General features: G+C 53.5%; 1 protein-coding gene. It reads right to left on the reverse strand.

Translation table 11 applies throughout. The annotated features are described in order from the left end of the window. Positions 1-151 precede the first annotated feature (151 nt). On the reverse strand, positions 152-1,132 hold the full coding sequence (locus B498_RS00040) for an IS5-like element ISKpn26 family transposase (RefSeq protein ID WP_008503529.1): 981 nt from the start codon (positions 1,130-1,132) through the stop codon (positions 152-154). Between the last annotated feature and the right edge of the window lie 71 nt (positions 1,133-1,203).

A 1,203-nucleotide genomic window follows, 5' to 3' on the forward strand; every position in this document is an offset into this window, starting at 1 on the left:
TTAAGGAAGGTGCGAATAAGCAGATCATGTCTTCCCAAGCTGACTCGCTGATTAAAATTTCGCGGATCTGGGCCGATTTTTTTCCCGCAAACACATCGAATCAGCCTATTTAGGCTATTTTTTCCACCATTTCTGGCGTTATTTCCGGTTTTTACTGAGATCTCTCCCACTGACGTATCATTTGGTCCACCCGAAACAGGTTGGCCAGGGTGAATAACATCGCCAGTTGGTTATCGTTTTTCAGCAGCCCCTTGTATCTGGCTTTCACGAAGCCGAACTGCCGCTTGATGATGCGAAACGGGTGCTCCACCCTGGCACGGATGCTGGCTTTCATGTATTCGATGTTGATGGCCGTTTTGTTCTTGCGCGGATGCTGCTTCAAGGTTTTTACCCTGCCGGGACGCTCGGCGATCAGCCAGTCCACATCCACCTCGGCCAGCTCCTCGCGCTGTGGCGCTCCTTGGTAGCCGGCATCGGCTGAGACAAATTGCTCCTCTCCATGAAGCAGATTACCCAGCTGATTGAGGTCATGCTCGTTGGCCGCGGTGGTGACCAGGCTGTGGGTCAGGCCACTCTTGGCATCGACACCAATGTGGGCCTTCATGCCAAAGTGCCACTGATTGCCTTTCTTGGTCTGATGCATCTCCGGATCGCGTTGCTGCTCTTTGTTCTTGGTAGAGCTGGGTGCCTCAATGATGGTGGCATCCACCAAAGTGCCTTGGGTCATCATGACGCCTGCTTCGGCCAGCCAGCGATTGATGGTCTTGAACAATTGACGGGCCAGTTGATGCTGCTCGAGCAGGTGGCGGAAATTCATGATGGTGGTGCGATCCGGCAGGGCGCTATCCAGGGATAATCGGGCAAACAGGCGCATGGAGGCGATTTCGTACAGGGCATCTTCCATGGCACCGTCGCTCAGGTTGTACCAATGCTGCATGCAGTGAATACGCAGCATGGTCTCCAGCGGATAGGGCCGTCGGCCATTGCCCGCCTTGGGATAAAACGGCTCGATGACAGCGGTCATATTCTGCCATGGCAGAATATGCTCCATGCGGGAGAGGAAAATCTCTTTTCGGGTCTGACGGCGCTTAGTGCTGAATTCACTATCGGCGAAGGTGAGTTGATGGCTCATGATGTCCCTCTGGGATGCGCTCCGGATGAATATGATGATCTCATATCAGGAACTTGTTCGCACCTTCCTTA

The sequence above is a fragment of the Enterobacter sp. SST3 genome (genome assembly GCF_000286655.1).
GTDB lineage: Bacteria > Pseudomonadota > Gammaproteobacteria > Enterobacterales > Enterobacteriaceae > Enterobacter > Enterobacter roggenkampii.